We start from the raw sequence: 21,623 nt of genomic DNA, 5'->3' as shown, positions 1-21,623 counted from the left end.
CGATTTCTTCTTCTCTTCATGCGGCAAGCTGTTGTCACACCAGAAACTGAACTCATCCACCCCCAGTTCCTGGTAGTACTTGATCCGCGGAATGATCTCTTCCGGCGTGCCGATCATCGCGGTCTTGTGCAGGCTCTTCAGCTCAAACTCCGGACGTCCGGCAAACTTCTCTTCCGGGCTCGGCGCGAGGAAGCCATTGACTGGTGTTTGCTTGTTGCCGAACCAGGCATCGAACGTGCGATAGAAACGTGAGATGGCTTTCGCGCCGACCTTCCAGCCGTCCGGGTTATCAGCGGTGTGCACGTGGGTGTGGCGCAGCACCATCAATTGTGGGCGCGGTACGTCTGGGTTGTTGTCCAGTGCGGTCTGGAATTTGTTCTTCAGGTCGAGGACTTCTTCGTCGCCTTTCATCAATGGCGTGACCATGACGTTGCAGCCGTTGGCCACGGCGAAGTTGTGCGAGTCGGGGTCGCGGGCGGCGATCCACATGGGTGGGTTGGGCTTCTGGATCGGCTTCGGCACGCTGGTGGAGGTGGGGAATTTCCAGATGTCGCCGTCGTGGGCGTAGTCGCCTTGCCACAGGGCGCGGACCACCGGGACCATTTCGCGCAGGGCCTGGCCGCCGCTGGAGGCGGGCATGCCGCCGGCCATGCGGTCGAATTCCACCTGATAGGCGCCACGGGCGAGACCGACTTCCATGCGGCCGTTGCTGATCACGTCGAGCAGGGCGCATTCGCCGGCGACGCGCAGCGGGTGCCAGAACGGCGCGATGATGGTGCCGGCGCCGAGGTGGATGGTCGTGGTTTTCGCTGCGAGGTAGGCCAGCAGCGGCATCGGGCTTGGGGAGATGGTGTATTCCATGGCGTGGTGTTCGCCGATCCACACGGTGCTGAAACCGCCGGCCTCGGCCATCAGGGTCAGTTCGGTCAGGTCTTCGAACAGTTGGCGGTGGCTGACGCTTTCGTCCCAGCGTTCCATGTGTACGAACAGGGAAAATTTCATGACGCTACCTCGAGTCTTTTGTAATTGGCCGGTCGTATGCGGGCCTGTCGAACTGACGTGAGCGCTGTGCGCTCGCGAGTCTTCTCACCATTCAGGCACGCCTTCGAGGACGGCTGTTCGGTTGATTGAATATTGGTATACCATAATACGGAATATCCGCAAAATATTTCTGACCGACACTTCGAACAAGGAAGGCGCAAGCAATGAACATAAAACAAAAACTGACTCTGGCGTTTGCGGTAATCGCCAGCCTGCCGGTGTTGCTGGTGGCAGCGCTGATCATCCTCAATGTCCGCGAGGGCGCGCGCGACACCTTTACTGACAGCACCGGGCGCGAAGTGCGTCAGGTGGAAAACGCGATGCAGCTGTTTTTCGAGGGCATCAGCCAGAACGTTGCTTACCTGGCCGAGCATCCGCAACTGCAGAGCATCGACACCAGCCTCAAACGCTACCTGAGCAGCGACGCCGCGCAAGTGCCGATGGGGCCGCAGGATCAACAGCTGTTCAAGCTGTTCGACGGTCTGGCCAAGGCGCACCCGGCTTACACCTATCTATCTGTCGGCACCGACCAGGGCGGTTATCTGTTCTGGCCGGGCGATGCGCAACTGGCCAACTACGATCCGCGCACCCGGCCCTGGTACAAAACGGCGATGGCCAACCCCGGCAAAACCCTGCGCACCGAGGCCTATTACTGGGCGGCGGATGACGTGGTGCTGGTGAGCACCGTGCGCAGCTTCAACAACCAGTTGGGCAGCAATGCCGGCGTGGTCAACATCGATGTGTCGCTCAAGCAATTGACCGACCTGGTCAAGCAGATCCGCCTCGGCGAGAGCGGTTATCTGATGCTGATGGAAGCCAACAACACCGTGCTGGTCGACCCGAGCGATCCGGCGCACAACTTCAAGAAACTCAGCGATCTCGGCGACGGTTATCAGCAACTGGCCGAGGCGGGCAAAGGGCTGGTCGAGGTGCAACTGGCCGGCGAGGATTACATGGCGCTGGTCTGGCCGTCGCAGGCGTTGGGCTGGCGGTTTGTCGGGTTGGTGAAAGCCAGTGAAGTGATGGCCGGGGCGACGCGTTTGACCTGGCTGATCGGCGCTATCGCTGTGGTTTGTGCGCTGCTGTTTGCGATGGCCGGCGCGTGGTTCGCCGGGTTGATGGTCAAGCCGATTCGTGGTGTCGCCAGTGGTCTGGAAAGCATCGCCCAAGGCGAGGGCGATCTGACTGCGCGACTGGAAGTGCGCGGGCAGGATGAAACCGCGCAACTGGCCGGCTGGTTCAACCAGTTTCTTGAAGCGATTCGCACGTTGATTCAGCGCATCGGCCAGGCGGCGGGACAGATTCACAGCAGCTCTGGCAGCGCCACCGAAGTCTCGGCGGAAATGGCCGACGTCGCTTCGCGTCAGCGCGAGGCGGTGGACATGGTGTCTACGGCGTTTCACGAAATGGTCGCCACTTCCAACGAGGTCGCACGCTCGTGCAGCCAAGCGGCCGATTCAGCAGACAACGGTCAGCGTCAGGCACACACCGGGCAGCAGCAGATCGACGCGGCGGTAAGTAACGTCGGGCGCTTGAGTCAGGAGATCGGCCACAGCGCCGAGTCGATGCAGCAACTGGAGCAGGACAGCAACGACATCCAGTCGATTCTCGGCACGATTCGCTCAATTGCCGAGCAGACCAATTTGCTCGCGCTCAACGCCGCCATTGAGGCCGCGCGCGCCGGTGAACAGGGCAGGGGCTTTGCCGTGGTCGCCGATGAAGTTCGCGCGCTGGCCAAACGCACTTCCGACTCCACCGGTGAGATTGACGCACTGCTCGGCAATCTGGCGCGGCGCACCCACCAGATGGGCAAGCAGATGCACGCCAGCCTCGAGGTGTCACAGGAAACCGTGGTGTCGATCAACGAGGCGCGGGCGAGTTTTGAATTGATTCGTGAATCGGTCGACGTGATCCGCGACATGAACACGCAGATCGCCACAGCGGCGGAGGAACAGCATCAAGTGGCGGAAGACATCAATCGGCACATCAGCCAGATTCATGGCGATGCGCAGTTGGTGGCGAGCCTGGCGGATTCAACTCGGCAGGATGCGCAGAACCTGACGGCGTTGTCGCAGACGTTGAATCAGTTGGTGAGCCGGTTTAGGACCTGACACGGTCGCCCAGGCAACACCAAAACCAGTGGGAGCGAGCTTGGTCGCGAAGGCGTCGGGTCAGTCAAAAATGTAACAACTGACCCATCGCATTCGCGAGCAGGCTCGCTCCCACATGGATTTTCGGCGGATTTGAAAATCACGCCACAACCGGTAACGCACCCATCTTGCCGTGGCAATACACCAGCGGTCCGGCGACTTGCTCGGGGACGATCAGGTTCTTCACCGCGCCGACCATGATCGCGTGGTCGCCACCTTCGTATTCACGCCACAACTCGCACTCGATCACCGCCGTCGCATTGGCGAGGATCGGGTTACCCAGTTCGCTCAACGTCCACTCGATGCCCTGCGCCTTGTCCTTGCCTTTGCGGGCGAAGGCATAGGCCTCGCTTTGCTGCACGCTGGACAACAGGTGAATCGCAAAGCGTTTGTTCTTGATCAGCACGGGATAGGAGTCGGAGCTGTAGTTGGGGCAGAACAGCACCAGCGCCGGGTCCATCGACAGCGAGCTGAACGCGCTGGCGGTCAGGCCGACGATCTGACCGTCGTCGTCCAGCGTGGTGATAACGGTGACGCCGGACGGGAACGAGCCCATGACTTGTTTGTAAATGGCAGCATCGATCATTGGGTGGTCCTCGGGTGGTGTGACGCGGTTTTTATGGTTTGTAGGTCTGATGGTATACCGTAATACATATCTTGCAAGAGCTTTTCTGGTGAACCGATAAACGTGCCACTTTCGTCGGAAACTCAGTGTTTACGGGGCTTTCAGCTAGCCGGTCAGGGGTGGGATCAGCGAGGATAGCGGATCAGACAGCGACAGAATCAGCGGATCAGGCTTGTGCAAAGTTTGGAATACCATAATATGGTCTGCATCTGAGGGGCGACCCAAGAGTGCTCCCGGTTTGGCTTCATACAAAGATAAAAACAGACAAACTCGAGTTCATGCATATGTCCCAGATGTCCCGGCAAGATCCGTTGATCGAGAATCATACGGTCGATTACGTCCCACTCGCGGAACGCCACGGGAAGGCCCGCGATCTGTTCACTCTTTGGTTCAGCACCAACATCGCGCCACTGCCCATCGTTACCGGCGCCATGGTGGTTCAGGTGTTCCACCTCAATCTGTTCTGGGGGCTGCTGGCGATTGCGCTGGGGCACATGATCGGAGGCGTGGTGATCGCGCTGGCCTCGGCCCAGGGCCCGCGCATGGGCATTCCGCAAATGGTCCAGAGTCGCGGTCAGTTCGGTCGTTATGGCGCACTGCTGATCGTGTTCTTCGCGGCGCTCATCTACATCGGTTTCTTCATTTCCAACATCGTGCTGGCCGGCAAATCCATCGTCGGCATTGCGCCGTCAGTGCCAGCGCCGCTGAGCATTCTGATCGGCGCGCTGGCCGCTACCGCGATCGGTGTGATCGGCTACAACTTCATCCATACGCTCAACCGCATCGGCACCTGGGTGATGGGCGGCGCATTGCTCGCAGGCTTCATCTACATCTTCGCCCATGACTTGCCGGCGGACTTCCTGACGCGCGGCAGTTTCAATCTCTCCGGCTGGCTGGCGACGGTGTCGCTGGGGATCATCTGGCAGATCAGCTTCTCGCCATACGTCTCCGACTATTCGCGTTATCTGCCAGCAGACATCGGCATCGCCAAACCCTTCTGGGCGACGTATCTGGGCGCAACGCTGGGCACGATTCTGTCGTTCAGCTTTGGCGCAGTGGCAGTGCTGGCGACGCCGGAAGGCACTGAAGCGATGGCGGCGGTCAAGCAGTCCACCGGCTGGCTGGGGCCGATTCTGATGGTGCTGTTTCTGCTCAACATCATCAGCCACAACGCGCTCAATCTGTATGGCGCGGTGTTGTCGATCATCACCTCGATTCAGACCTTCGCCAGCCAGTGGACGCCGAGCATCAAGGTGCGCGTGGTGCTGTCGAGCGTGATTCTGGCCGGATGCTGCGTGGTCGCCCTCGGTGCTTCGGCGGATTTCATTTCCGAGTTCATTGGACTGATTCTCGCGCTGTTGCTGGTGCTGGTGCCATGGGCGTCGATCAACCTGATCGACTTCTACCTGATCAAGCGCGGCAACTACGACATCGCCTCGATCTTCCGCGCCGACGGCGGGATCTACGGGCGCTTCAACCTGCACGCGATCATTGCCTACTTCATCGGCATCATCGTGCAGCTGCCGTTTGCCAACACCTCGCTGTATGTCGGGCCGTACGCCAATCTGGTGGAAGGTGCCGACCTGTCGTGGCTGGTTGGCCTGGTGGTCACCGTGCCGTTGTATTACTGCCTGGCAACTCGCGGTCAGGCGCAGCAGAGCAGGGCGGCCAGACTCGGCTATACCGACTGATCCCAACGGCAACACAGCAATGCCCGGCCCAGCGCCGGGCATTTTTGTTTGCGTATTTCAGCGGTCACGGAAAATGGCCATATCGATCCCCTTTTGGCCTGCCGCCTACTGTCATCGCGCTACGCTGTCAGCAAGAATCGAAACCATAACAACAGGCTCGACCTTTTTTGCCCTTGGCTATCGTTACAGCCACTGCCGTGTACAGAACATAAAAACCATCGATCTCACGTCGCATTCGGGGAAACAACCATGGTCACGATCAAACGCATTCTGGGCGCCACCGTGTGTGGCCTGACGCTGCTGGCCAGCGCCGTCCAGGCCGAGCAGCGCGAACTGCGGGTGTACAACTGGGCGGATTACATTCTGCCGTCAGTGCCCAAGGACTTCGCCGAGCAAAGCAAGATCAAAGTGACGTGGGACACCTTTGACACCAACGAATCCCTGGAAGCCAAACTGCTCACCGGCAACTCCGGTTACGACCTGGTGGTGCCGTCCAACCAGTTCATCGAAACCCAGATCAAGGCCGGCGTGTTCCAGAAACTCGACAAGTCGAAATTGCCGAACTGGCAGCACCAGGATCCGGCGTTGCTCAAGTTGCTCGACGCCAACGACCCCGGCAACCAGTACGGCGTGCCGTACATGTACGGCACCGTGCTGATCGGCTTCAACCCGGCCAAGGTCAAGGCTGCCCTGGGCGACAACGCGCCGGTGGACAGTTGGGATCTGGTGTTCAAGCCCGAGAACATGGAAAAGCTCAAGGCCTGTGGCGTGGCGATGCTCGATTCGCCGTCGGAAATTCTGCCACTGGCCCTGCATTACCTCGGCCTCGACCCGAACAGCCAGAACCCGGCGGACTATGAAAAGGCCAAGGCCTTGATGATGAAGATTCGCCCGTATGTGACCTATTTCAACTCGGCCAAATACATGACCGACATCGCCAACGGCGACATCTGTGTGGCGATCGGTTATTCCGGCAGCTTCTACCAGTTCGGCAATCGCGCCAAAGAGGCGGGCAACGGCGTGGTGGTCGACTGGCGTCTGCCGAAGGAGGGCGCGCCGATCTGGTTCGACACCTTCGCTATTCCTAAGAGCGCTAAGAACGTCGCCGAGGCCCACGAATTCCTCAACCACTTGCTCGACCCGAAAGTGATCGCCCCGATCAGCGATTTCCTCGGTTACCCGAATGCCAACAAGGACTCGATGCCGCTGGTCAACAAGGACATCACCGACAACCCCAACCTGACCCCGACCAGCGAGGCGCTGAAAACCCTGTACGTGGTGCAACCGTTGCCGCAGAAAATGGAGCGGGTGCGCACGCGGGTGTGGACGAGTATCAAGTCCGATAAATAAGTATCGGCTGTACGAAATCACTGTGGGAGCGAGCTTGCTCGCGAAAGCGGAGTGTCAGTCGATGTAAATGTGACTGATCCGGCGCCTTCGCGAGCAAGCTCGCTCCCATAGGGTTATGAGTAGGGTCATTCAGGGCTGCGTTCAGCCTCGCGGGTCGTCACCAGGCTCAACAGCACCGACCCGAGAATCACCGACCCGACGATTGCCAGCGACCATTCCACCGGCATGTGGAACCACGGCATCAGCACCATCTTGCCGCCGATGAACACCAGCACGATCGCCAGCCCGTATTTGAGCAGGTGAAAGCGGTCAGCCATGTCCGCCAGCAGGAAATACAGCGCGCGCAGGCCCATGATTGCGAAGATGTTCGAGGTGAAAACAATGAACGGGTCGGTGGTCACGGCGAAGATCGCCGGAATGCTGTCGACGGCGAACATCAAGTCGCTGGCCTCGATCAGCACCAGCACCAGGAACATCGGCGTTGCCCAGCGCACGCCGTTCTGCAGGATGAAAAACTTCTCGCCGTGAAAGCCACTGGTGATGCGCATATGCCCGCGCACCCAGCGCAGTAACGGATTCTTTTCCAGATCCGGTTGATGATCAGCGAACACCAGCATTTTGATCCCGGTGATGATCAGGAATACGCCGAAGGCATACAGCAGCCATTCGAACTGCGACACCAGCCACACACCGGCAAAAATCATGATCGCGCGCATGACGATTGCGCCGAGCACGCCGTACAGCAGCACTCGTCGCTGCAATTCCGGTGGCACGGCGAAGTAGCTGAAGATCATCACGAAGACGAACATGTTGTCGATCGACAGCGACTGCTCAATCAGATAGCCGGTGAGGAATTCCAGGGTTTTCTGCCGGGCGATTTCACCGCCGAATTCACCGTGCAGATACCACCAGAGCAACCCGGCAAAACTCAGCGCCAACAGGCACCAGGCAACCACCCAGGCCGACGCTTCCCGCACCGACACCCGGTGCGCCTTGCGCCCACCGAAGACAAACAAGTCCAGGGCCAGCATGGCCAGAACGAAGATGATGAAGGCACCCCACATCCAGGGTTCGCCGATATTGATGTTCGTGGCAGGCATGGCACGCTCCCCTGTCTTTTTATTTGCAGCAAGCACATCTCCTGTGGGAGCGAGCCTGCTCGCGAATGCGATGGAACAGTGAAGTTGAGGTTGCTGACCCACCGCGTTCGCGAGCAGGCTCGCTCCCACAGGGATCATCTTCTCTTCTCGATCAAAGTCAGACGGGGCCATGCTAGCGACGGATCTGGAGCAAAGAAAAATCGTTTATTTCTGACTGACAGTTCGGCAAAAACGAAGTGTCAGCGGAAAAACTCTCCCGGCGTTTCGCCAAACTGCTGACGAAACGCGGCGATAAACGCCGAGGTCGAGTCGTATCCACAAGCCAGCGCAACATCGGTCACACGCTCGCCTTTCTCCAGCGGGGTCAGGGCGCCGAGCAAGCGCAAGCGCTGGCGCCAGGCGCGGAAGGTCAGGCCGGTGTCGCGCAAAAACAGCCGCGTCAGAGTCTTTTCGGTGACACCGAATTTTTCGCTCCAGTGGCTCAGCGTGGTCTGCTGTTCCGGGTGTTGCTCCAGGCTCTGGTAGATCTGCTTCAGGCGCGGGTCTTGCGGCAGCGGCAGCATCAAGTCGATGGTCGGCGCGTCGGCCAATTGATCAAGGATCACCTGGGCCAAGCGTCCGTCAGGGCCGCTTTCGTCGTATTCCACTGGCACCTGACTGAAGGCGCGAATCAACTCCCTGAGCAGATCGCTGACGCCGAGCACATGGCAATGCTCGGCGGCCCAACCGGTGACGCTGCTGTCGATGTACAGGCTGCGCATTTCCGTATGCGGTGCGCTGAACACCCGGTGCGGCACGCCGGCCGGAATCCACACCGCACGCTCCGGCGGCGCGACGAATCGGCCGGCGCTGGTCTGCACTTCGAGCACGCCCTGAATCGCGTAGGACAACTGCACCCACGGATGACTGTGGCGGCGGGTGAGGGCGCGATTGGGCAGCGATTCGGTGCGTCCGTACACGGGGCGCGGCAGGCTGGGCAACCCGGGAACACTGCGGCGAACGCTTTTGGCATGTCCTTTAGGCGGCATCTTGCGGCTCTTCGGCGTTAGTCGGTAATTACCAGTCACGTTAGAGTCGTCGGCACGCACTGGCAACCCCCGGATGAATCTCATGACGCGCCCACGTTTTCTGCCCGATAACTTCACGCTGACCTTGATCGGCGTCGTCCTGCTGGCCAGCCTCCTGCCGGCCAGCGGCCAGGTCGCGGTCGGCTTCGGCTGGCTGACCAACATCGCCATCGCCCTGCTGTTTTTCCTGCACGGCGCCAAGCTGTCGCGGGAATCGATCATCGCCGGCGCCGGCCACTGGCGTCTGCATCTGCTGGTGTTCGGGCTGACCTTCGTGCTCTTCCCGATTCTCGGTCTGGCGCTGAAGCCGCTGTTGTCACCGCTGATCGGTGATCAGCTGTACATGGGCATGCTCTACCTCTGCGCGTTGCCCGCCACCGTGCAGTCGGCGATCGCGTTCACTTCGCTGGCGCGGGGCAATATTCCGGCGGCGATCTGCAGTGCGGCGGCGTCCAGCCTGTTCGGGATTTTCCTTACACCGCTGCTGGTGACGTTGCTGCTCAACGTCCACGGCGACGGCGGCTCGACGCTCGATGCGATCGTCAAAATCAGTGTGCAATTGCTCCTGCCATTCATTGCCGGGCAGATCGCCCGCCGCTGGATCGGCGCGTGGGTAGGGCGCAACAAGAACTGGCTGAAATTCGTTGATCAGGGCTCGATTCTGCTGGTGGTGTACGGCGCATTCAGCGAGGCGGTCAACGAAGGCATCTGGCAGCAGATTCCGTTGTTCGAGTTGCTCGGCCTGGTCGTGGTCTGCTGCATTCTGCTGACGTTGGTTCTGGTGGCATCAATTCTGTTGAGCAAAGCGTTCGGCTTCAATCAGGAAGACCGCATCACCATTCTGTTCTGCGGCTCGAAAAAGAGCCTGGCCACTGGCGTGCCGATGGCGCAGGTACTGTTTGCCGGCAGCACCATCGGCGTGCTGATTCTGCCGCTGATGTTGTTCCATCAGATCCAACTGATGGTCTGCGCGGTGCTGGCGCAGCGCTATGCGAAACGGCCGGAGTCGGTGCCGGATCTGATGGCGCAGGTTGATCCGTAAAAGCGCTTCACAGCCCCGAATACTTGACCGCCGCTGCCGCCCGCGTCGGCACATCCAGCGTGCGCAGCAACGAAGACACATGGATGCGTACCGTGAACGGGGAGATATCCAGTTCACGGGCAATTTCCTTGTTGGTCTTGCCTTGCGCAATCAACCGCAGCACGTCCTGCTGACGCGGCGTCAGCGTCGTTGCGGTTTCCAGCGGCAACAAGCCGGACGGCGCCGACTTCACCAGCACCTCACCTTCACGGATCGCCAGAATCGCCTGGCCGATTTCATCCGGCGCAATGTTTTTGCCGATAAAACCGTCAATGCCCGCCGCCATGACTTCACTGATCAGCGCCTGATCGTCAACCATCGACACCACGATCAACGTGGTGCGCGGCAACTGTCGGCGCAAGTCGGCGAGCTGAGTGATGCAGGTCAGCCCGGGAAAACGCAGATCGAGCATCAGCGTGTCCGGCTCGTTGTCCGGCACCAGCAGCTTGAGCACGGTCTCGAAGTCGCCGGCTTCTTCAAGCAACATCTCAGGCAGCAAGCGCTGCACGGTGCGCAGCATTGCCTCGCGAAACAGCGGGTGATCGTCGGCTATGATGGTCCGGCACGTCATGATGCGACCCTCCCTGGGTCAGGCGTGATTCAAGGCCTGCACCTTAGCACTGGACGCGAAGGTTGCCTGTAGGCTGCTTCCGAAACTGCAATCGCTGCACAAGGACGTTTCCCATGAAGTTCGAGAAAAACACCGAACTCGACCAAGCCAATCTGCGCATCATCATCGCCGCCATCGCGGTGGTTTACATGGTCGTACTGGTCTTTTTGCCGGGCCATCGCTTCGAGACCTACCTGCCGGTCATCACCTACATCAGTCTGTTTCTGCTGGCTTCGATCGCGTTCCGCCAAGCCATTGCGCGTTGGCCCGGGCATTATCCGGCGCGGCGGATTTTTGCTATGGTCCACGATTACACCGGCACCTGTTTTGGGCTGGTGATCGGCGGCGAAGCGGCGCTGCCGTTGTATGCGGTGATGGTCTGGGTCAATCTCGGCAACGGCATGCGCTACGGCTCGCGCTATCTGGCGATTGCCACCGGGCTGGCGCTGGTGGCGCTGCTGGTGGTCTATCGCTTGACGCCGTATTGGCAGGCGCAGCCGTTCATGGTGTTGATGCTGCTGATCACCAGCACGGTGATTCCGTTTTATGCGCACTTGCTGTTGGAGCGTACGCGCAAGGCGTCCGAAGAAGCGGTGGCGGCGAATCTGGAAAAGTCGCGCTTCCTCGCGCAGGCCAGTCACGACTTGCGTCAGCCGATTCACTCCATCGGACTGTTTACCGCGTGCCTGCGGGAGTCGCGCCTGGGTGATGAAGAGCGGCGGTTGGTCGACAACATCGACCGCTCACTGCTCAACGTCTCGCAATTGTTCCGCTCGATTCTCGACCTCTACACCCTCGATAACGGCCGGGTTGAAGCGAAAATGCAAACGCTCAATCTCGGTGAATGGCTCGCGGACATCGTCTGCCAACATCAGGAAGCGGCACGTTGGGCGGGCGTCGAGCTGCGGCTGCGACCTTGCAACTACTGGGTCAGAACCGACCCGGCACTGCTCGCGACCATGGTGCAGAACGTGCTCTCCAACTGCTTCAAATACGGCGCGCAACGACCCGTGCTGATCGGCGTGCGTAAACGTGGGGCAGGGCTGGCCATCGTCATCTACGACCGCGGCAACGGCATTGCCGAAGAGCATTTGCACAAGGTCTTCGAGGAGTTTTATCGCGTGCGGCAAGTGCGCGACAAAGACGTCGAAGGCGTGGGGCTGGGCCTGTCGATCATCAAGCGTCTTGGTGAACTGATCGATGTGCACGTTGCTCTGCGTTCACAGTTGGGGCGCGGCACAGCTGTGACGCTTGCGGGGTTGCCGATCGTGGCGGCGCCGCAGTCACCGGTGGTTCGCAGTGAAGCGCGGCAGGTGGGTTTGTTGACCGGGCTGAAGGTGTGTCTGGTCGAGGATGACCGCAACGTGCTGCTGGCGACTTCGGCGTTGCTTGAACGCTGGGGCTGCGTGGTGCAGGGCGAGTGGTCGGCTGAAGATCTGGTCACCGACTGCGACATCATCGTCGCCGACTATGACCTCGGCACCCACGCCACTGGCATCGAATGCATTGACGAAGTGCGCAGGCGGCGCGGTTGGGCAGTGCCGGCGATGATCATCACCGGGCATGACGTCGAAAAGATTCAGGCAGCCTTGCATGACCGGCAGATTGCGATTCTGTCGAAACCTGTGCGGCCGGCCGAGTTACGCGCGACGTTGCGCGCCCTGCGTGATCGACAAGGCGCAGCGGTTGAACAGATGCTGTAAAGGCCGATGTAAACGGGCGGCTCAGGAGCTCGCCCGTTATTTCGCGGCGATTATTGTGGGCTGTTGAACTGGTCGGAATAGCTGCCGGTCATCAGCGCCGATGCCACGCGATCAGAACCGACTCCGACCCGGGAGTAGGCCACTCGGTTGACGCCGGTGCGGTCGGCGCCATCCGCTGCCAATGCTCCGGCACCGACACGATCAGCGCCATCGGCAGCCACAGCGCCGGCACCGACGCGATCAGCGCCATCGGCAGCCACCGCGCCGGCACCGACACGATCAGCGCCATCGGCAGCCACAGCGCCTGCACCGACGCGATCAGCGCCATCGGCAGCCACAGCGCCGGCACCGACGCGATCAGCACCATCGGCAGCCACCGCGCCGGCACCGACGCGATCAGCGCCATCGGCAGCCAGCGCGCCGGCACCGACACGATCAGCGCCATCGGCAGCCACCGCGCCGGCACCGACACGATCAGCACCATCGGCAGCCACTGCCCCGGCACCGACACGATCGGCGCCATCGGCGGCCACCGCGCGGGCACCGACGCGATCAGCGCCATCGGCAGCCACCGCCCCAGCACCAACATGATCAGCCGCATCCGAAGCCAACGCCTGCGGTTGCGCCGCCAAGACATTCGGCACCACAACGCTGGCCGCTACCGCAAGAAGCACCCCTGACAACAACTTGTATTTCATGGTTTTCTCCACGACCCGGCTGCCATACAGCGATCAATCGCGCGCGATGCATACAAACGCCACGACTCATTGGCTTGGGTTTTACCTGGTTGGCGAAAGGCACGGGCACACCGAGCGGCGTGCGGGTGTCGAGATAATCCTGATCGAGCCGATTGAGTATAGGATCGGCCTCGGAAACTGCCATGGTGGAAAGATCGACGGACAAAAAAAGACGAAGCCCGCATTGCGCAGGCTTCTTGGTGTGGAGCTGTTTACATTTTTGCCAGTGCCTGAGCCAGATCGGCGCGCAGGTCTTCAATGTCTTCGACCCCCACCGACAACCGCACCAGCCCATCGCCAATCCCCAGCTTCGCGCGGGTTTCCGGCGGGATGGTCGCATGGGTCATTATCGCTGGATGCTCGATCAGGCTCTCCACGCCACCCAGACTTTCCGCCAGTGCAAAGATCTGCACGTTCTCGAGAAAGCGCCGCGCACCGGCCAGGTCGCTGTTCAGGTCAACAGAAATCATCCCGCCAAAACCACGCATCTGCCGCTTGGCCAGTTCGTGCTGCGGGTGCGACTCAAGGCCCGGATAGTAGACGCGTTTGACCTGCGGTTGCTTTTCGAGCCACTGCGCCAGGTCCAGGGCGTTGCTGCAGTGACGTTCCATGCGCAGCGCCAAAGTCTTCACCCCACGCAGAGTGAGGAACGCATCGAACGGCCCGGAAATTGCGCCGACGGCGTTCTGCAGGAAGCCGAGTTTTTCCGCCAGTTCGGCGTCCTGCCCGACCACGGCAATCCCACCGATCACGTCGGAGTGGCCGTTGAGGTATTTGGTGGTCGAGTGCAGGACGATGTCGAAACCCAACTCCAGTGGGCGCTGGATGTACGGGCTGGCGAAGGTGTTGTCGGCCACGCAGATGATCCCGCGCGCGCGGCAGATGCGCGCGATTGCGGCCAGGTCCGACAGGCTCAGCAGCGGGTTGGTCGGGGTTTCGACCATGACCATGCGCGTGTCGTCCTGCAGCGAGGCTTCGAACGCCGACAGATCGGTCAGGTCGACGAAGCTGAAACGGTGCCCGGCACTGCGCTGGCGGACCTTGTCGAACAGGCGGAACGTGCCGCCGTACAAGTCATTGCCGGAAACGATGTGCGAGCCGGCGTCGAGCAGTTCCAGCACCGTGGAAATCGCCGCCAGCCCTGAGGCGAAGGCAAAGGCGCGGGTGCCGCCTTCCAGATCCGCGACGCAGCGCTCCAGAGCAAAACGCGTCGGGTTGTGCGAGCGGCCGTAGTCGAACCCCTTGTGCACGCCGGGGCTGTCTTGCAGGTAGGTGGAGTTGGCGTAGATCGGCGGCATCAGCGCGCCGGTGGTCGGGTCCGGCTCTTGCCCGGCGTGGATCACCCGGGTGGCGAAGCCTTGGGATTTATCGTCGTGCTGACTCATGCAAGGGATCTCCGTAATTGGTTGAGCATGTCGGTGCGGGTGATCAGGCCATGGAAGCCGGAGGCGTCGGCGATGATCGCGACGAGGCCACGGCTGAGCACCGCTTCCAGCTCGGCCAGGCTCGCAGCCGGGGCGAGGGTTTGCAGTTTGTCGGTCATCACACTCGACACCGACTGGCTGAAACGTGCGGCGTCTTCGTGGACGCCGAGGAGGATGTCGGACTCGTCGATCACTCCCACTAGTTGTTTGCCTTCGACCAGCACCGGCAGTTGCGAAACGTCCGCCAGACGCATGCGCTGGAAGGCCGTGAGCAGGGTGTCGTCCGGGCCGACGCTGATCACCCGGCCGTCCTCGAAACGCCGTGCGATCAAATCGCGCAGATCGCCGTAGCCCTTGCGCTGCAACAGGCCCTGATCGGTCATCCACTGGTCGTTGTAGACCTTCGACAGGTAGCGCGTGCCGGTGTCGCAGACGAAACTGACCACGCGTTTCGGCTCGGTCTGCTCGCGGCAATAACGCAGCGCGGCAGCGAACAGGGTACCGGTCGATGAGCCGCCGAGAATGCCCTCGGCCTTGAGCAACTGGCGGGCATGATCGAAGCTTTCCGCGTCGCTGATCGAGTAGGCGTGACGCACGCTGGACAGGTCGGTGATCGACGGAATGAAGTCTTCGCCGATACCCTCGACCGCCCACGAACCGGGCGTCGGCAAGGTGCCGTCGCGGCTGTATTGCGCCATCACCGAGCCGACGGGATCGGCGAGGACCATTTCCAGATCCGGCTGCACGCGCTTGAAGAAGCGACTCAATCCGGTCAGCGTGCCGGCCGATCCGACGCCGACGACAATGGCGTCCAGATCATGTTCGGTCTGCGCCCAGATTTCCGGTGCGGTGCTGCATTCATGGGCCAGCGGGTTGGCGGGATTGTTGAATTGGTCGGCGAAAAACGCGCCGGGTATGTCCTTGGCCAAACGCGCGGCGACGTCCTGGTAATACTCGGGATGGCCCTTGCCGACATCGGAGCGGGTGATGTGCACTTCGGCGCCCATGGCCTTCAAGTGCAGGACTTTCTCGGTGGACATCTTGTCCGGCACCACCAGCACCACACGATAGCCTTTGGCGCGGCCGACCAGCGCCAGACCCAGACCGGTATTGCCGGCAGTGGCCTCGACAATCGTCCCGCCCGGTTGCAGGCGGCCGTCACGTTCCGCAGCGTCGATCATCGCCAGACCGATACGGTCCTTGATCGAGCCGCCGGGGTTCTGCGATTCAAGTTTGAGAAACAGCGTGCACGGTCCGGTATCGAAGCGGGTGACCTGCACCAGCGGAGTATTGCCTATCAGCCCAAGCACGGCAGGGCGTGATTCCTTCGACATTTCTTCACCTCTTTATGGTGTTGATCGCGTTCCAATCGCGGGGAAAAGACTCGCGTGCAACTTAGGCGCTGACAACCTCTCTCGCAACCTCTAATCCTTGGGAAATCCAGCCATTTGGATCTAACGATAGAACGAAAACTGGCATGTTGCTTTGAGGTGTCTGATCGTTCCCAAGCTCCGCGTGGGAATGCAACCCGGGACGCTCCGCGTCCCTACGCTCGGAAGATCGCAGCCTTCGGCAGCTCCTGCAGGGGCTTCTGCGCATGAGTAGAACTTGTGATGATCTGGAATTTATTGAGTTTGTTTCATTAAGTCCGGTTCCCGACAATACCCGCCATCGAATAAGCATCTGGAGTTGTTTGTCATGGCACTGGCCCATTCCCTTGGATTTCCGCGCATCGGTCGCGACCGCGAACTGAAGAAAGCGCAAGAGGCGTTCTGGAAAGGAGAACTGAACGAGGCGGGCCTGCGTGACGTCGGGCGTGAGCTGCGCAAGGTCCATTGGGACTTGCAGAAGAACGCCGGCATCGACTTGCTGCCGGTCGGCGATTTCGCCTGGTACGACCAGGTGCTGAGCCACTCGCTGATGTTCGGCGTGATCCCCGAGCGCTTCCTCCCGCATGACGGCAAACCCACGCTGCAAACCCTGTTCAACATGGCCCGAGGCGTCAGCAATACTTGCTGCGGCGAAGGCCATGCTCAGGAAATGACCAAGTGGTTCGACACCAACTATCACTACCTGGTACCGGAATTCAGCGTCGATCAACAATTTCAGCTGGGTTGGGAGCAGCTGTTTGAAGAAACCGAAGAGGCCCGTGCGCTGGGGCACAACGTCAAACCGGTGATCATCGGCCCGTTGACCTATCTGTGGCTGGGCAAAACCAAAGGCGCCGACTTCGACAAGCTCGACTTGCTTGATCGACTGCTGCCGCTGTACGGCCAGATCTTCGCACGGCTGGCGGCATTGGGTGTGGAGTGGGTGCAGATCGATGAGCCGATTCTGGTGCTCGATCTGCCGCAGGACTGGAAGAATGCCTTCGAGCGCGCCTACAACCAGATCCAGCGCGATCCGCTGAAAAAACTGCTCGCCACGTACTTCGGTGGCCTGGAAGAAAACCTCGGTCTGGCGGCGAACCTGCCTGTCGATGGCTTGCACATCGATCTGGTGCGCGCGCCGGATCAATACCCGACCATTCTGGATCGTCTGCCGGCTTATAAGGTGCTGTCGCTGGGTGTGGTCAACGGTCGTAACGTCTGGCGCTGCGATCTGCAAAACGCGCTGGCGACGCTGCGTCATGCCCATGAGCGTCTGGGTGATCGCTTGTGGGTGGCGCCGTCCTGTTCATTGCTGCACAGCCCGGTTGATCTGGGCCGGGAAGACCAGCTCGATGCCGAACTGAAAAGCTGGCTGGCGTTTGCCGTGCAGAAGTGCGAAGAGGTCGCCGTGCTCGCCCAAGCGGTCAGCGAGCCGGAAGCGCCGCAGGTGCTGCGCGCACTGGCGCAAAGTCGTTCGGTACAAACCAGCCGCGCCGCCTCACCGCGCATTCACAAACCTGAGGTGCAAACGCGGGTCGCGGCGATCACTGCCAGGGATGCGCAACGCCAATCGCCGTTTGCTCAGCGTATTGCCAAACAGCGCGGCAAGCTCGACCTGCCGTTATTCCCGACCACCACCATTGGTTCGTTTCCGCAAACGGCGGCGATCCGTCTGGCGCGCCAGGCCTACAAGCAAGGCAAGCTCAGCGCGGCCGATTATACCGATGCGATGCACACGGAGATTCGCCACGCGGTGGAAATTCAAGAACGCCTCGGCCTGGATGTGCTGGTGCACGGTGAGGCCGAGCGCAACGACATGGTCGAATACTTCGCCGAACAGCTCGACGGCTATGCCTTCACCCGCTTTGGCTGGGTGCAGAGCTATGGTTCGCGCTGCGTCAAGCCAGCGGTGATTTTCGGTGACCTCAGCCGCCCGCAGGCGATGACGGTCGAGTGGATCCGTTACGCCCAAGGCCTTACCGACAAGGTCATGAAAGGCATGCTGACCGGCCCGGTGACCATGCTGATGTGGTCCTTCGCCCGCGAAGACGTCAGCCGCGAAGTGCAGGCTCGACAACTGGCGCTGGCCATTCGTGACGAAGTGAATGATCTGGAAGCGGCAGGAATCAAAATCGTGCAGATCGACGAAGCGGCGTTCCGTGAAGGCTTGCCGTTACGCCGGGCGCAGTGGCCGGCGTATCTGGAATGGGCAAGCGAAGCGTTCCGCCTGTGCGCCTCCGGCGTGCGCGACGAAACCCAGATCCACACGCACATGTGCTACAGCGAATTCAACGATGTGATCGAGTCGATCGCGGCGATGGATGCCGATGTCATTACCATCGAAACCTCGCGTTCGGACATGGAACTGCTCGAAGCGTTTGAAGCGTTCGCCTACCCGAACGACATCGGCCCGGGCGTCTACGATATTCACTCGCCACGGATTCCCGATGTGTCGGAAATGGTTGGCTTGCTGCGCAAGGCGGCGCAGCGTATTCCGGTTGAGCGGCTGTGGGTCAATCCGGATTGCGGGCTGAAAACCCGAGGTTGGCCAGAGACCGAAGCGGCGCTGGTGCACATGGTCAGCGCCGCGCGGCAACTGCGCAAAGAGTGGGCCTGACCCTTTACCACCCTGGAATACATGACCCTGTGGGAGCGAGCCTGCTCGCGAAAGCGGTGTGTCAGCTACACATGCATCAAGCAAGGAAGCGCAATATCGGTGCACCATCGAACGGGTCCGTCAGATAGTGCGCCCTGACGCCGAAGGTCGTCTGTAACCGCTCCGGCGTCAGCACGTGCAGCGGCTCGCCCAATGCCACCAGACGCCCGCGCTCCAGCACTGCCAGGCGATCGCATTTGAGCGCCTGATTGAGATCGTGCAGGGCGATCAACGTAGTCACCGGCAGTGCGCGCACCACTTGCAGAATGCTCAACTGATGCTGGATATCGAGGTGGTTAGCCGGCTCGTCGAGCAGCAGGATCTGCGGGCGCTGCGCCAGTGCGCGGGCGATGTGCACGCGTTGGCGTTCACCGCCGGAGAGGCTGCGCCAGAGGCGGTTGCGCAGGTGCACGGCGTCGACGTCGACCAGCGCTTGCTCGACGATGGCGTCATCGGCCGGCGACCACGGTTGCAGCGCCGACAACCACGGCGTGCGCCCCAGCGCCACCGCGTCGAACACGCGAATGCCATCGTCGGTATCGGCCTGTTGCTCAACCACCGCGAGCGTCTGCGCGATAGTGCGCCGCGACATTTTGCCCAGCGCCTGACCGCCGAGCTGCACATGGCCCGCGCTCGGTTCACGCAAGCCGGCGAGCAGTTTCAGCAGCGTGGATTTACCCGAACCGTTTGGCCCGACAATGCCCAGGGTCTCGCCGCGCTGAACGTCGAGGCTGACACCATTGAGCAACTCGGCACCGCGCACTTTGAAGCCCACACCCGCACAACTCAGAACCGTGTTCATCGCGCCGATCTCCGGCCCACCAGAATCAGCGCGAACACCGGTGCGCCGACCAGCGCAGTGATCACGCCGACCGGGATCACCTGACCCTTGATCAGGGTGCGTGACAGCACATCGGCGGCGATCAGAAACACTGCGCCGCCCAACGCACTGGCAGGCAGAAGGCGCGCATGGCCGGTGCCGAGCAACAACCGCGCGGCATGGGGAATCACCAGGCCGACAAAACCGATCGAGCCGACAATCGACACCATCACCGCCGTCACCAGCGCGGCGCAGCCGATCAACAGAATCTGCACGCGGCGCACGGCAATGCCGAGGGAGGCTGCCGAGTCCGCGCCAAAGGTGAACGCATCCAAGGCTCGGCGATGCCACAGACAAACAACCAAGCCCAACACCGCCACCGGCACCGCCAGCCACACCGACGGCCAGCGTACGCCGCCGAGATTGCCCAGCAGCCAGAACATGATGCCGCGCGCTTGTTCGGAGCTGGCCGAGCGGGTGATCAGAAAAGCGGTGAGGGCGTTGAACAGCTGCGAGCCGGCAATCCCGGCCAGAATGATCTGCCCGGTGCCGCTGGCCGAGCCGCTGACCCGCGCCAACAGGATCACCAGTACGAAAGCGATCACCGCGCCGGCAAAGGCACCGACCGACAATGAAATCGCCCCGGCGCCGACGCCAAGCAGGGCGACCATCACCGCGCCAGTCGAGGCGCCAGCAGAAATTCCCAGCAGATACGGATCGGCCAACGGATTGCGCAGCAGCGATTGCAGGATCACCCCGCACGTCGCCAGGCCGGCGCCGCAGGCCGCCGCGACCAGCGCGCGGGTCAGGCGATAGTTCCAGACGATGCCTTCGTCGATCGGGGCGAGCACATAACCGGCGCCCCACAGCTTGTTGGCCAGCACCTGCAACACTACGCTCGGCTCGATCGAAGTCTCGCCAATGGCCACGCCGCCAATCAGCGCGACCGACAGCGTCAACAGCACCAGCAGCAATCGGATCAGGCGTCTGCTCATGGCGACAGGTCGTAGCCGTTGATCGCGCTGGCCAGTTGTGCGAGGCCGTCGAAGGTGCGCAGGCTGGCCTGCATGGCCATGGCGTCAAGGATGATGATGCGGTTGTGCTTGACCGCGTCCATGTTGCGCGTCACCGGATCACTGCGCAGGAAGGCGAGTTTTTTCTGATAGTCGTCCGCCGGGAAACGTCGACGATCCATGCGCGCGATCACCAGAAATGTCGGGTTGGCCTTGGCGATGGTTTCCCAGCCGACGGTCGGCCATTCTTCATCCGACTCGACCACGTTGCGCACGCCGAGGGTGCTGAGCATGAAATCGGGAACGCCTTTGTGCCCGGCCACGAAAGGCTCGATGTCCATCTCGGCGCTGGAGAACCACACCAGGGCGCTGACGTCTTTGCGCTGCTGCTTTTTCGCGGTGGCGATCGACTGCGCGAGGCTGGCTTTGAGCTGCTCATTGAGCTGCTCGCCACGCGCCTGCACATCGAAAATCGCCGCCAGTTGGCTCACGCTTTTGTAGATGCTGTCGATTCGAAACGGTGCCAGCCGCGTGCCGTCCGAGCCGACGAGGTTGTCCTTGGCTTCGCAATCGGAGGGCAGCAGATAGGTCGGAATCTTCAGTTCATGAAACTGCTCGCGGGTGCCGACCGCGCCTTGCGGGCCGACCATCCATTCCAGCTCGACGGCAACCAGCTCCGGGCGTTTGGCGATCACCGCTTCGAAACTCGGCTCGTTGTCGGCAAGGCGCTCGATCCTGTCGTTCTGCGCTTTGTATGTGCCCAGCACGTCGTTGAACCACAGCGAAGTGCCAACGACTTTGTCGCCCAGACCCAAGGCATAGAGCATTTCCGTGCCGGCTTGGCCGATGGTCACCGTGCGCGCGGGTGCGTGTTGAAAGGTCAGGCTGCTGCCACAGTTTTCCACGGTCAGCGGATACGCAGTCGGCGCCGCTTGCGCCAGGGCGCAAAGGCTCAGAGCGGTGAGCAGGGTGGCAACGCGGGGCAGCAGCATGGGGCAGTCTCCAGGGGAACCGTACGGGAGCGGGCGGGTACGGTTGGAAACACACCTCGGGCGCAGTCGTGGAAACTGCGCAAGGCCGGCATAGTGAAAACAAGCACGGCACGATGTCCTTCCCGGACACCCCGCCGGTTAGTCAGTCACTGTGCCGGCAGGTCTCCTGACTGATGCGTCATCGCCACGCTCC

The 21,623-nt window shown here is 61.2% G+C and carries 16 protein-coding genes and 2 pseudogenes; 7 read left to right on the top strand and 11 right to left on the bottom strand.

All coding sequences use genetic code 11. From position 1 onward, the window contains the following. The coding region (locus tag OQK_RS26155) for an LLM class flavin-dependent oxidoreductase (RefSeq protein WP_016775039.1) at positions 1-1,002 on the bottom strand (1,002 nt) is incomplete at its 3' end. A gap of 203 nt (positions 1,003-1,205) precedes the next feature. On the opposite strand from OQK_RS26155, the pseudogene OQK_RS32140 reads away from it, so the two are divergent. Further along, positions 1,206-2,246: pseudogene (locus tag OQK_RS32140) on the top strand (cache domain-containing protein); the annotation flags it as partial. Between the two features lie 138 nt (positions 2,247-2,384). Further along, the gene (locus tag OQK_RS32135) at positions 2,385-3,152 is read left to right on the top strand and encodes a methyl-accepting chemotaxis protein (RefSeq protein WP_370593578.1); all 768 of its coding nucleotides are present in this window, start codon (positions 2,385-2,387) and stop codon (positions 3,150-3,152) included. 139 nt (positions 3,153-3,291) lie between these two features. On the opposite strand, the gene OQK_RS26145 is transcribed toward OQK_RS32135, so the two are convergent. Continuing rightward, entirely contained in the window at positions 3,292-3,777 is a 486-nt protein-coding gene (locus OQK_RS26145) for a flavin reductase family protein (protein ID WP_016775037.1), read from the bottom strand. A 323-nt stretch (positions 3,778-4,100) separates the two neighbouring features. Here OQK_RS26145 and OQK_RS26140 point away from each other — a divergent pair, with 323 nt between their 5' ends. Together OQK_RS26140 and OQK_RS26135 are read left to right on the top strand one after the other, a co-directional pair. Then, the gene (locus tag OQK_RS26140) at positions 4,101-5,507 is read left to right on the top strand and encodes a purine-cytosine permease family protein (RefSeq protein WP_016775036.1); all 1,407 of its coding nucleotides are present in this window, start codon (positions 4,101-4,103) and stop codon (positions 5,505-5,507) included. Positions 5,508-5,756: 249 nt separating this feature from the next. Next, entirely contained in the window at positions 5,757-6,857 is a 1,101-nt protein-coding gene (locus tag OQK_RS26135) for a polyamine ABC transporter substrate-binding protein (RefSeq protein WP_016775035.1), read from the top strand. 125 nt (positions 6,858-6,982) lie between these two features. On the opposite strand, the gene OQK_RS26130 is transcribed toward OQK_RS26135, so the two are convergent. Both OQK_RS26130 and OQK_RS26125 read right to left on the bottom strand, forming a co-directional pair. Beyond that, positions 6,983-7,957, bottom strand: a complete 975-nt coding sequence (locus OQK_RS26130; RefSeq protein WP_016775034.1) for a TerC family protein — start codon at positions 7,955-7,957, stop codon at positions 6,983-6,985. 239 nt (positions 7,958-8,196) lie between these two features. After that, complete coding sequence (locus OQK_RS26125) at positions 8,197-8,985, bottom strand: AraC family transcriptional regulator (protein WP_016775033.1); 789 nt, start codon at positions 8,983-8,985, stop codon at positions 8,197-8,199. Positions 8,986-9,067: 82 nt separating this feature from the next. On the opposite strand from OQK_RS26125, the gene OQK_RS26120 reads away from it, so the two are divergent. After that, the gene (locus tag OQK_RS26120; RefSeq protein ID WP_016775032.1) at positions 9,068-10,066 is read left to right on the top strand and encodes a bile acid:sodium symporter family protein; all 999 of its coding nucleotides are present in this window, start codon (positions 9,068-9,070) and stop codon (positions 10,064-10,066) included. A gap of 7 nt (positions 10,067-10,073) precedes the next feature. Here OQK_RS26120 and OQK_RS26115 read toward each other — a convergent pair whose 3' ends face one another. Then, positions 10,074-10,676 (bottom strand): LuxR C-terminal-related transcriptional regulator, encoded by a 603-nt coding sequence (locus OQK_RS26115; protein ID WP_016775031.1) that lies wholly within the window; start codon positions 10,674-10,676, stop codon positions 10,074-10,076. 113 nt (positions 10,677-10,789) lie between these two features. Between OQK_RS26115 and OQK_RS26110 the strand changes: the two genes are divergently transcribed. Next, a complete protein-coding gene (locus tag OQK_RS26110; protein WP_016775030.1) occupies positions 10,790-12,418 on the top strand; it encodes an ATP-binding response regulator in 1,629 nt (542 codons plus the stop codon). A 91-nt stretch (positions 12,419-12,509) separates the two neighbouring features. On the opposite strand, the gene OQK_RS26105 is transcribed toward OQK_RS26110, so the two are convergent. The 3 genes from OQK_RS26105 to OQK_RS26095 form a co-directional block, all read right to left on the bottom strand. Continuing rightward, a complete protein-coding gene (locus OQK_RS26105; RefSeq protein ID WP_038861800.1) occupies positions 12,510-13,019 on the bottom strand; it encodes a hypothetical protein in 510 nt (169 codons plus the stop codon). Between the two features lie 348 nt (positions 13,020-13,367). Further along, positions 13,368-14,540 carry a cystathionine gamma-synthase gene (locus OQK_RS26100; protein ID WP_016775028.1) on the bottom strand — a complete coding sequence of 391 codons (1,173 nt, stop codon included), beginning with the start codon at positions 14,538-14,540 and terminating at the stop codon, positions 13,368-13,370. After that, a complete protein-coding gene (locus OQK_RS26095; RefSeq protein ID WP_016775027.1) occupies positions 14,537-15,913 on the bottom strand; it encodes a pyridoxal-phosphate dependent enzyme in 1,377 nt (458 codons plus the stop codon). Before OQK_RS26095 ends, OQK_RS26100 begins: the two co-directional genes overlap by 4 nt. Before the next feature lie 364 nt (positions 15,914-16,277). Here OQK_RS26095 and metE point away from each other — a divergent pair, with 364 nt between their 5' ends. Continuing rightward, on the top strand, positions 16,278-18,566 hold the full coding sequence (gene metE / locus OQK_RS26090) for a 5-methyltetrahydropteroyltriglutamate--homocysteine S-methyltransferase (protein ID WP_016775026.1): 2,289 nt from the start codon (positions 16,278-16,280) through the stop codon (positions 18,564-18,566). Positions 18,567-18,642: 76 nt separating this feature from the next. On the opposite strand, the pseudogene OQK_RS26085 reads toward metE, so the two are convergent. The 3 genes and pseudogenes from OQK_RS26085 to OQK_RS26075 all read right to left on the bottom strand — a co-directional run. After that, positions 18,643-19,311 (bottom strand): annotated as a pseudogene (locus OQK_RS26085) (ABC transporter ATP-binding protein); the annotation flags it as partial. 92 nt (positions 19,312-19,403) lie between these two features. Continuing rightward, complete coding sequence (locus OQK_RS26080; protein ID WP_016775024.1) at positions 19,404-20,420, bottom strand: FecCD family ABC transporter permease; 1,017 nt, start codon at positions 20,418-20,420, stop codon at positions 19,404-19,406. Continuing rightward, the gene (locus OQK_RS26075; RefSeq protein ID WP_016775023.1) at positions 20,417-21,430 is read right to left on the bottom strand and encodes an ABC transporter substrate-binding protein; all 1,014 of its coding nucleotides are present in this window, start codon (positions 21,428-21,430) and stop codon (positions 20,417-20,419) included. Before OQK_RS26075 ends, OQK_RS26080 begins: the two co-directional genes overlap by 4 nt. Between the last annotated feature and the right edge of the window lie 193 nt (positions 21,431-21,623).

It is taken from the genome of Pseudomonas sp. R62, assembly GCF_000257605.1.
Classification (GTDB): Bacteria; Pseudomonadota; Gammaproteobacteria; order Pseudomonadales; family Pseudomonadaceae; genus Aquipseudomonas; species Aquipseudomonas atacamensis.
Note: the sequence above shows the minus strand (reverse complement) of the source record. Positions and strands in the feature narration are given on the sequence as shown.

Bases quoted from the DNA above. Each gene is read 5' to 3' on its own strand.
- OQK_RS26095 (WP_016775027.1), bottom strand. From the start codon at position 15,913: ATGTCGAAGGAATCACGCCCTGCCGTGCTTGGGCTGATAGGCAATACT.
- OQK_RS26120 (WP_016775032.1), top strand. From the start codon at position 9,068: ATGACGCGCCCACGTTTTCTGCCCGATAACTTCACGCTGACCTTGATC.
- OQK_RS26110 (WP_016775030.1), top strand. From the start codon at position 10,790: ATGAAGTTCGAGAAAAACACCGAACTCGACCAAGCCAATCTGCGCATC.
- metE (WP_016775026.1), top strand. From the start codon at position 16,278: ATGGCACTGGCCCATTCCCTTGGATTTCCGCGCATCGGTCGCGACCGC.
- OQK_RS26080 (WP_016775024.1), bottom strand. From the start codon at position 20,420: ATGAGCAGACGCCTGATCCGATTGCTGCTGGTGCTGTTGACGCTGTCG.
- OQK_RS26105 (WP_038861800.1), bottom strand. From the start codon at position 13,019: ATGCGGCTGATCATGTTGGTGCTGGGGCGGTGGCTGCCGATGGCGCTG.
- OQK_RS26140 (WP_016775036.1), top strand. From the start codon at position 4,101: ATGTCCCAGATGTCCCGGCAAGATCCGTTGATCGAGAATCATACGGTC.
- OQK_RS26145 (WP_016775037.1), bottom strand. From the start codon at position 3,777: ATGATCGATGCTGCCATTTACAAACAAGTCATGGGCTCGTTCCCGTCC.
- OQK_RS26125 (WP_016775033.1), bottom strand. From the start codon at position 8,985: ATGCCGCCTAAAGGACATGCCAAAAGCGTTCGCCGCAGTGTTCCCGGG.
- OQK_RS26100 (WP_016775028.1), bottom strand. From the start codon at position 14,540: ATGAGTCAGCACGACGATAAATCCCAAGGCTTCGCCACCCGGGTGATC.
- OQK_RS26075 (WP_016775023.1), bottom strand. From the start codon at position 21,430: ATGCTGCTGCCCCGCGTTGCCACCCTGCTCACCGCTCTGAGCCTTTGC.
- OQK_RS26115 (WP_016775031.1), bottom strand. From the start codon at position 10,676: ATGACGTGCCGGACCATCATAGCCGACGATCACCCGCTGTTTCGCGAG.
- OQK_RS26130 (WP_016775034.1), bottom strand. From the start codon at position 7,957: ATGCCTGCCACGAACATCAATATCGGCGAACCCTGGATGTGGGGTGCC.
- OQK_RS32135 (WP_370593578.1), top strand. From the start codon at position 2,385: ATGGCCGACGTCGCTTCGCGTCAGCGCGAGGCGGTGGACATGGTGTCT.
- OQK_RS26135 (WP_016775035.1), top strand. From the start codon at position 5,757: ATGGTCACGATCAAACGCATTCTGGGCGCCACCGTGTGTGGCCTGACG.